Below are 11,522 nucleotides of genomic sequence, written 5' to 3'. Positions count from 1 at the left end.
ACAGGAGTTTACGTAGTAAGAATAACTTCAGAATTAGGTAATAAGAGCAAGAAGATTTATTATTAAGCTTAAAAAAAGTCAAAACCCTAAATATTCAGAAAGTAATTTTTAAAATATTAAGAGAGTTTTTTATAGCGCAAGTCTTACGGCTTGCGCTTTTTTATTTACTATAAATCCTAGTCTGACTCAATAAAAAAATAGAATATTTCATAAAATAACTCACATTTTTTATTGATAGATAGTACTTTTTCAGATTTACTTCTAAAATGAATGATATATTTTCATGGTTTCTATCTTTCCAAATTTTCAAGAAAGTATTTTGATTTAAAGTGTTTTTTATTACAATACTAATTCCTGTTTTTGTTGCAGCTAGATAGTATAGAGCTGCCAAAATATTGAAAGTTTTAATAGTTAGTGCTCTTACAAACAAATTTAGGTTTAGAAAAAAGTTTTGCTCTAAAGAATTTTTTATGAACTATATGTTTAATGTGTTGTTTAAAAAAAACACCTGTTTACTAGTGTTTTGGGGTATTTGTATATGGTTTTGTATATGTTATTGTAGTAGGGGTTCGAATAATTGTAGTAAAAAAATAGGGTGTTTAAAAATTTAACTGTACAGCAAGTATAGGACACCTTAAAGGTTTAATAATAACAAACAAAAACTAATTTAAAGAACCTCTCATGAAAAAAACTACTCTCTTGTATGTGATGTTTTTGTGTTTGATGATAACACAAACATTTTCACAAACCTTTAACGAGGTTGAGAACAACGATTCCGTCAGTAATACACTGATAAGTTCTCAAAGTCGTATCTATTCATCTGCTAATTATGAAGGAACGGTAACAAGTTCAGATTCTGATTTTTGGATTATTTCAAGAAAAGCAACTCAAGCATCAGATATTATACTCTATTTTGATAGACTTTGGGTAAATAGTAATCCAGATTTTGATTTTAGAATATGGGAATACCGAGGAGGAAATTGGGGGGTAACTCCTGTAAATATCGGAACCCTTAGAAGCTTAATGCAAGTATCAGGTATTTATAATTATAGTATAACACTGCCATATAGTAATAATGTAAGCGGTGGTAACAGTAATAACTTTTATGCAATTGAAGTATTTACTGGTGCAGCTAACTTTAATTATAATTTTAAACTAGGAGCTAGTTCAGTAAACTCTTTTTATTACTGTTATGAATTCGGGATAACAGACCCAGTACCTAACCAAGTAAATGATGCGGATGTTACTTTAAACGATTTAAGAGTAAATGGTATTGATGATGTATATTATATCGTAAAGTTTTCTGCTACAAATTCATTTACCTATTTTACAGATGATTATGTTCAAAATCAAGCATTACCAGCTGTTGCTGCAAGTAATTCTTACAGTGGTTCTGGAGAGCATGTTGTATATGTAGGAACAGATAATGGAGCTGTACAATCGGCTTTAATTATGACCAATTTACAACATAATACGACCTATTATTATAAGGTATATACTTATAGTGATTGTCAAGGGTATATAAATTATAATAATTCAATAGCACCTGTTTCAATTACTACTTGTCCAGGAACAGCTCCAAGCACAAGTTCTGTAAATTCAGTTTCTGCAACTTCACCTACTTCAGCAACTATTAATACTATAGGTAGACCTGTAGGAGCTGATACTTCTATGGGTTATTTGGTGAAGTTTAGTGATACCAATAGTTTTACCGCTCCAGTAAGCGGAACAACATTACCAACTGCTTCTTTAGATTATTCAGGTAAAACGGGAGAGCAAGTTGTGTATACAGGAACTATAGGAAGTGGTGCAGGAACAACAGATGATATTAATCAAATAGTTACTGGTCTTCAAATAAATAAAGATTATTATGTAAAAGTATATACTTATGATTTATGTGGAGGAAAATATAATTTTGAAACTACAGGATCTACTGTGGTAACAACTAATTATGTGTGTGAAGCTCCATCTGTGGTAACCAATATAAATGCTAGTGCTACTGGAACAACTACAATGAATGTAGCTTCTTTTACAACACCTTCAATTGTTAATGGGAGCTTGAATTATATTATAAAAGTGAGTGATACAAATTCATTCACAGCACCAAGCTCAGTCCCAACTTCACCTAGTACAGTATACAATTCAGCAGCAGGGGGAGAACAAGTTATGTATGTTGGTACTTCAGTAACTCCAAACTTAAACATTACTGGATTAACAGAAAATGGAACATATTATGTAAAGGTATATACTTACAATACTTGTGCAGGAGGAGATTATTTTGAAACAACGGGAAGTACACCAGTAACCATTACAATGTGTGGTACTCCAACGGGTAATGCAGAATTGTTAAGCTTCAGAGAAGATTTAACCTATGATAATAGATTATCACCTATTATATCAAATGTTCCAGCAGGAGCAGAGGGACAGGTTGTAAAGATTAATGTAGAGAACTCATTCACAGATATAACAGGAGTACAAAGTTCATTACCAACTGCAAATACAACCTATTCAGGTTCTGGTGATCAAGTAATTTTGGCTGGAGCATTTCCTAATGGCCAAGCGTTTACTGGGCATAATTTATTACCAAATACAGAATATTTCTTTAGAATATATTCTTATAAAGAATGTAATGGTCAGTATTATTTTTCGAATACAAATCATAGTACTTCTAAGTTTACGGCAGGGGTTACTGATAAGTTAGCCTCTAATGCAGTTATAAATAGTTTTACAGGAACTACCTTTAATTTGGCATCTTTCACAGGAGCTCCAGTAGCGGATAATGGAAGAGGGCTACCAAAAGGGTATATTGTAAAAATGAATACGGTAAATAGTTTTACATCTCAAGGTTTTAGAGGACCAGTACCTACACCAGATTCAAATTATAAAGGAGGAGAACAGGTTGTGTATTTTGGAGCATCAACAACTCCTAATCAGGTTATAACAGGATTAACTGCTAATACAACGTATTATTTTACAATATATGCATATACAGATTCTGGATCACCATATTTTTTTAATAGCTTTCAGCAAACAGGATATGAATTTTCTGTAGTTAATAATGGATCTTTAATTAATCCAACCATTACTTTTGATGATGTAACGGTGAATGCAGGTGGAGCTAACTTTAATTTAAATGCAACATCGAATTCTACAGGAGCAATTAGTTATAGAATTATTAATGCTGGAGGAACAGGTACAACGTTAAGTGGTACGAATAATGAAACGGTAACTATTGGTAGTGCAGGAACTGTTGTAATAGAAGCTTCTCAAGCGGCTACTGCTACCTATCAGAGTTCAACAAAAACGATGACTTTGACAATAAATGCTCCTTTAGCAACTTTAGGAGGTGGTATTTATTATCAAGTGAATTCAGGGGTGACAACCGTTGATATGGCTGCTATATTAAGTTCAAATTCTACAGGAGCTTATACTTTTGAAATTGTAGGGGAAACATTAGGGTATTCAATTACAGGTAATTTATTAAACGTGAATAATGTTGCTGGTTCAATTATAATTAAGGTTACACAAGCTGCAGATGCTAGCTATAGTGAAACAGTAGGATATTATTCTACGTTGTTTTATAATGCATCATTTTCTCCGAAAACTGATATGGCTCATAACTTGTTTGATTTTTCATTGAATCCAAATGAAAGTAAAACAATTATAACAGCTATAAACTTTTCAGGGCAATCTACTACATATAGTATTGTAGATAATGGAGGAACTGGTTCTACTTTAGTAGGAAATGTTTTCACGGCTGGTGCAAATGCAGGAACTGTTACATTACGAGCTGTTACTGCGGGTAGTTCACTATATAATGCAACTACGAAAGATGTAACGGTAACGGTAATTGGTACTCCACAAACAATTACATTCAATGCTTTGAGTGACGTTACTTATGGAGATGCAGCTTTTAATTTAACAGCAACAGCTTCATCAGGTTTAGCAGTTACTTATACTAGTTCGGATCCAACTGTGGCTTCAATTGTTGGGAATACAGTTACAATTCATAAAGAAGGAACTATTAATATAACGGCTTCTCAAGCAGGAGGAGGTTTATTCAATGCTGCTCCAGATGTAGTTCAAGCTTTAAGGGTAAATCCAATTGTGATTGCAAATCAAAACTTAACTTTAGATACAACGGGTTCTGTTTTGTGTAATGCACATGCTATATTCTCATTAGATAATTCACAATTAAACGTTAATTACTATTTAAGAAACAATAGTGATAATAGTATTATTGAAGGACCTGTAGCTGGAACAGGAAGTGGAATTTCATTTACAAAGGAAATTTTAACCAGTAATCGTACTTATAATGTAATAGCTGTACAAGGTAACCAAACTTTACCATCTGCTACTAACACGTTACAAATTACAGGAACACCAACAGTTAGTGTACAAACTTTAGAAGCGAAAACATTGAATGTAACACAACCAGACGGAAAATCAGCAGTAGTTTCTGTAGCAGGTTCTCAATCAGTAGTTAATTATTATTTACAAGATAATGTTACGAATGAAGTATTGCAAGGACCATTAGCAGGTTCAGGTGTTGATCTTTCTTTTGCAACGGAAACTTTAACAGCAGATAGAACTTATAAAGTGGTTGCAACAGATGCTGGTGCAAATAATGGTGTAAGAAATGGAGTTAGTTTAGATAATGTAGATGATTATGTTAGTATTCCAGCAATCAATTCTCACTTAACGAATGTTCAACAAGCTACTATAGAAACTTGGGTAAAAATTCCAGCTTCAGATGCTACTGATGTGAATGCGTCAATTATTACAGCAGAAAGTTATGCTGGATTTGGTGTTGCCTCTGTAGTGGTTCCTTTTTATATTAATATTTCTGGAGGGACTATTTTTGCTGGTCATCACGATGATGATACAGATGATGGAGGAACCTTTAATACACCGGCTTATACTTATCCAGTTGATACATGGTTTCATGTTGCTGCAACAATGAATGGTCCAGCTATTAATTTTTATGTAAATGGAAATTTAATAGGTTCAACAAGTGGTTATTTTGGGTTTGAAACCTTCCAGTTAACTTCAAACATCCGATTAGGAAGAAATTATGAAAGTACTTCAAATAGTACAAAGTTGTTTGGTGGAGATTTAGCACAAACTAGAATATGGAATGGAGTTCGAACACAATCTGAAATTGAATCTAATAGAAATACTGAATTTACTACTCCACAAGTAAACTTAGTACTAAATTATAACTATAATCAAACTTCTGGAACAAGTGTAACGGATGCATCTGGTAATTCAAATACAGGTACCTTACAAAATGGAGCTGGAGACGCAACAAGCTGGATAAAAGACTTATTTACAGATAGTGTATGTGGATTTGTACCAATGAGTAATACGGTATCTGCAACACTTACCGCATTACAAGATCAAGTAATAACTTTTGATGCCTTAGTAACAAAGACCTATGGAGATGCTACATTTGATTTAGTAGCAAGCTCAGATTCAGGTTTAGCAATTACATTTACAAGTTCAGATACTTCAGTAGCCACAATTTCAGGAAATACAGTTACTATCGTTGGTGCTGGTACAACTACAATTACCGCTAATCAGGCTGGAGATGGAACTTATAATCCAGCAAGTCTAGATCGAAATTTAGTTGTTGATAAGAAAATGTTGGTAGTTTCTCCTAAAGATGCTACAATAACGTATGGTATCTTAGATTTACCAGCGGATAATTCAACAGAAAATTATCCTTTCCAAGTAGAAGGATTGGTAAATGGAGATCTAGAAGCAGATGTGTTAAGATTAAGTACATCTTTCACTGATATTTCAAATTTAACAATCGTAAATTCTGCAAATCCTGGACAGCCTTTAGATGTGGGAACTCATACGGGAGTAATGACATGGGGAACACCTCCAATAATTGATATTTTATCTTCAAATTATACGTATAGAGCAAATGCTACTGGAAACTTAACTGTAAATCCAGCACCAGTGACTATAACTGCGGAAGCAAAATCTAAAGATTATGATGGAAGTTCAGCTACTGATCCAGCTTTAACTTATACAGTAGATAGAAGTAATTTACCAACTGGAGCAGATGTAATGAATTATCCGAATCCATTTGTTTTTACAGGAGCTTTAAGTAGAGTGACTGGTCAAAATGCTGGAACTTATGCGATAAATCAAGGAACTTTAAGTTTAGGAAGTAACTATACTATAACATTTAATAGTGCTAACTTCACTATTAATAAAGTAGATTTAACAGCAACTTCAGTTTCAAATAAAGTATATGGAGATGCATTGGGAACTTTACCTATTCAATATACAGGATTTGTAAATGGAGAGAATGCTACAGTTATAGACACTGAACCAAGTGCTGTTCCAGGAATAACTATCGATGGAACAACTCCAGCGGGAGGTCCACATGTTGTTAATTTATCTGGAGGTGTTGATAATAATTATAACATTGTACATAGCAACGGAACAATTACCGTAACAAAAAGAGTATTAAATGCTTCTGTAGATAATAAAGCAAAGGTATATGGAGATGCAAATCCAACTTTTACCATGCAATATTCAAATTTTGTTAATGGTGATGATGAAAGTGTTATTACACAAAATGTAAACTTAGGAGCTTATGAAGCTGGTTCAACTTTAGTGAGCGAAACTTCTCCAGTTGGATCGTATGTGATTACTAATTTACCAGGTTTATTTATAGCAGATAACTATTTTATAAACTTTACCAATTTAGGAGTTGCTAGATTAACAATTAATAAAAAGGATATTGAAGTAACCGTTGATGCTGGTCAAGCAAAATCGTTTGGAACAACTGATCCTACGTTTACTTATAGAGTTACTTCAGGAGCTTTAGTTAATGGAGATACATTTACAGGAGCGTTAAGTAGAGTAGCAGGTGAAAATGCTGGAACATATGCTATAAACCAAGGAACTTTAGCTTTAAATGTAAACTATAATTTGTCATTTGTTCCTAATAGTTTTGAAATTCACAAAGGAGCTGCTACGGTTATTGTTAATAATTTAACTCAAACTTATGATGGTACAACTAAACCAGTTTCACCAACTACAATGCCAAATGGATTATCGGTTGATGTTACTTATGATGGAGGAAGCACAGCACCAACAAATGCTGGTACGTATACAGTAGTAGCTACTGTAAATGATGTAAATTATCAAGGAAACACTACGGAAACTCTTACCATTAACAAAGCAGATCAGGTAATTACCTTTGGAGCTTTAAGTAACGTAACTTATGGTGATGCTAGTTTTAATTTAACAGCTACTTCAGATTCAGGATTAGGAGTTACATATTCGAGTTCAGATACTTCGGTAGCAACTATTTCTGGAAATACAGTAACTATTGTAGGAGCTGGTTCAACAACAATTACAGCAAATCAAGCAGGAAATACAAATTATAATACAGCTAGTGTACAACAAACATTAACAGTAGGTAAGAAAGCAATTGAAATTACTGCAGATGCTAAAACTAAAGTTTATGGAGATGCAGACCCAGCATTTACTTATACAGTAACTAATGGAAGTTTAGTAGGAAGTGATGCCTTTACAGGAAGTTTAGCAAGAGCTACTGGAGAAGCCCAAGGAAATTATGGAATTACTCAAGGAACTTTAGCATTAAATAGTAATTACGATGTTACATTTGTTGGAGCTAATTTTTATATAGATTATCGTTTTATACGTATTGTGCCAACAGCAGCAGTGCAGAAAACATATGGAGATTCAGATCCAGCTAAATTAAATTTCCCTTTTGCTATTACACAAGGTTCATTAGCGTTTGATGATGCTATTGAAGTATTTGGAACATTTAGAGATAGTGGAGAAAATGTAGGAAGTTATCAAATAAGAGGTTTATCATCTACTTTTACATCAACTAATGGAGGTCAATCTTCGTACTCAATTACTTATACTCATGCAGGTTCAGTACGTCTTCAGATTAATCAAAGAGCAATAGAAGTAACAGCAGATGCGAAGTCTAAAGCTTATGGTGATACAGATCCAGCTTTAACTTATCAAGTTACCAATGGAAATTTAGCAGGGAGCGATGCCTTTACAGGAACATTAGAAAGAGTAGCAGGAGAAGCTTTAGGTAGTTATGCTATTAATAAAGGAACTTTAACTCCAGGAAACAATTATTCAGTAACTTTTGTAGGAGATAACTTAACAATAGGAAAGAGAGCTATTGAAATAACAGCAGATGCGAAGTCTAAAGCTTATGGTGATGCTGATCCAACGTTCACTTATCAAATTACTAATGGAAGTTTAGCAGGGAGCGATGCCTTTATAGGAATTTTAGAAAGAGCATCAGGAGAAAGTTTAGGAACATATGCTATTAATCAAGGTACTTTGGGGATTAATGGAAATTATACAATATCATTTGTTTCAAAAGATTTGACTATTGAAAAAAGAGCTATTGAAGTAACAGCAGATGCAAAATCTAAAGTTTATGGAGATGCTGATCCAGCGTTCACTTATCAAATTACTAGTGGAAGTTTAGCAGGAAGCGATGTTTTTACAGGAAATTTAGAAAGAGTTTCAGGAGATAATTTTGGAACTTATGCAATAAATCAAGGAACGTTAGCTTTAAACTCTAATTATGCAGTTACGTATGTAAGTAATGATTTGACCATTACTAAAAAGGATATTATGATTCTTACTGCTAATCAAGAAAAAGAATATGGTGAAGTAGATTCAAATATTGCTTACAGTTTATTCCCAGGTTCAATTTTAGCAAATGGAGATTCTCTTTCTGGTAGTTTAACAAGGGAGGTAGGTGAAAATGTAGGAATTTATAATATTAGTTTAGGAACACTTTCAGCAGGGCCTAATTATAATATGACACTTTTTGGATCTCCTACTTTTGAAATTACTAAAAGAGTTATTGAAGTAACAGCAGATGCTAAATCTAAGGAGTATGGAGCGTTAGATCCTACATTAACTTACCAAATTACTAGTGGAAGCTTAGCAGGAAGTGATTCATTTACTGGAGCTTTAGCAAGAGTAACAGGTAATAATGCTGGAACTTATGCTATAAACCAAGGTACATTAGCTTTAGATAATAACTATACCTTAAACTTTGTAAGTAATGATTTTACTATTACAAAGCGTCCAGTAACTATTACAGCAGATGCTTTAGTGAAGGTAATTGGAGATGCTGATCCAGCATTGACATTTAAAGAAACATTAGGGTCAATACTTGTAGGTGATTCGTATACAGGAACATTAGAAAGAGTAGCAGGAGAAACAGTAGGAAACTATGCAATAAATCAAGGAACAGTTACCGCAGGAAATAACTATACAATTACTTATGTTGGAGCTGATTTAGAAATTATTGAAAAGAAGAATGCTACAGCATTAAACTTTGAAGGACCAGCTAATGGAACTTATGATTACATTGAAGTAGCAGATGATTCAAGTTTAGACTTTACATCGGCATTTACATTTGAAACTTGGGTAAACTTTGATGAGATTACACGTTATAATAACGGATGGGATTGGCAATGTTTATTTGCAAAATCAAGATATAACGAATCTTATGGATTAATGTTATTAACTGAAGGATCAAAAATATTAAGATTTTACCATGCTGGATTTGGAACTGGACACACCGATTTTAATTGGACTTCTACATTAGCAGCAAAAAAATGGTATCATTTAGCTGTTACTTTTAACGGAACTAAAGCTACAATTTATGTAGATGGAGTTGAGGTAGCTTCACAAACTGATACGGCAAATAATTTAGTTCCTAATAACAATCCATTAATGATTGGTGCTAATAATACAGCAGGAGCTGATCCATATCCATTACAAGGTACATTAGATGAGGTTCGTTTTTGGAATGTAGCTAGAACAGCAACAGAAATTAACGATTACAAGTCAAATGAATTAGAAGGAAATGAAACTGGATTAGTTCTGTATTATGATATGAACCAAGGAAATGGTTTTGGAAATAATACAACTATTACACAAGTAACAGATAAATCTTCAGTAGGAAATAATGGTACATTAAACCAATTTGCCTTAACTGGAAGAACAAGTAACTTTGTTACTGATGTAACAAATGGAGTAACTCCAAAACAAGATCAGGTAATTACATTCAATGCAATTCCAACAAAAACTTATGGAGATGCCAACTTTAATTTAACAGCAACTTCAGATAAGGGATTAAATATTGTATATGCTAGTTCAAATAGTAGTGTTGCAACTGTAAGTGGAAATACAGTAACTATTGTAGGAGTTGGTACAACAACAATTACTGCAAGTCAGCAAGGAACTGCTCTTGTTAAGTCTGCTTCTGCTACACAAAATTTAACAGTAATTGCAGGTGCTAATAAATCAGTTTGGAATGGTAATACAAGTTCAATATGGACAATTGCTACTAACTGGAGCGATAATACGGTTCCAACTATTACAGGAGATGCAATTATACCAAATGTGACAACTACACCAGAGGTTGGAACTACAGTGCAGTTAAATGACTTAACTGTTGAGTCACTTGCTTCATTCGATATTAATGAAAATGGAAGTGTAATGGTTGACGGTAATTTAGATAATAGCGGAAACTTTACAATGACTTCTACAGAAACAAAAAGTAGTACGTTAATAGTAAAAGGAACTTCTAATGGACAAGTTACCTACGAAAGAGGAGGATTAAAAGCTAATGTTTGGAGTATCATTTCTGCACCAGTAGCAGGACAAAGTATTAAAGAGTTTGCAGAGAATGCAGCAAATGATATTAGAGTTAATACAAGTGTAACACCAAATAGATATGCTATTTCGTATTATGATGATAGCAAACCAGCTGGTTCTAAATGGGTATATTATACAACTGATGATTTAGCTACGAATACTTTAACCTTTGAAAAGGGTAGAAGTTATGCAGTGTCTAGAGCAACGAACGGTAGTGTAACTTTTACAGGAACAATAGAAACTACAGATGTAGCAAAATCAATTGTAGCTTCAGAATGGAATGCTATAGGAAACCCATATACAGCGTTTTTACCAATCAATGAAAATGCAGGAACTAACTTTATCAATAGTAACGTAAGTAAATTTAATCCTTCAAATGTTGGTGTATACGTTTGGGATAACGCGCAAGCTAAGTATGTAGGAAAATCATTAATAACAGGAGAAAGCTCATTAGCACCTGGACAAGGATTCTTTGTAAAAGCAGCAGCAGGCGTATCAAATGTTACTTTTAATCAATCACAAAGAAAAGTACAACCATTAACAGGTGGAAACTTTAGTAAAGGCGGAGTGGTAGTTCCAAGTATTCAATTGCTAGCAACATCAAAAGGTGTAACAATTGATACAAATATCAAATACTTCGAAAATGCAACTGAAGGTTTAGATCCAGGTTATGATTTAGGAAACTATGCAAGAGCTTCATTTGATGTATTTACAAGATTTGTTGAAAATGATAAAGGAGAAGACTTTACAATTCAATCTTTACCAGTAGAGAGTGTTGATAAAACAGTTCTTCCAATAGGTTTAAGTGCTACAGCTGGAGCTGA

Annotated in this window: 1 protein-coding gene; it reads left to right on the top strand. The window is 33.4% G+C overall.

Going from position 1 to position 11,522, the window contains the following annotated elements; all coding sequences use genetic code 11:
- Window positions 1–681: 681 nt before the first annotated feature.
- Window positions 682–11,522: MBG domain-containing protein (locus tag F7018_RS11625; RefSeq protein WP_246175166.1), on the top strand; the 10,841-nt coding region annotated here is incomplete at its 3' end.

This window comes from Tenacibaculum aiptasiae (genome assembly GCF_008806755.1).
In the GTDB taxonomy this organism is placed as follows: domain Bacteria; phylum Bacteroidota; class Bacteroidia; order Flavobacteriales; family Flavobacteriaceae; genus Polaribacter; species Polaribacter aiptasiae.
This window is presented reverse-complemented; position numbering and strand designations above follow the sequence as displayed.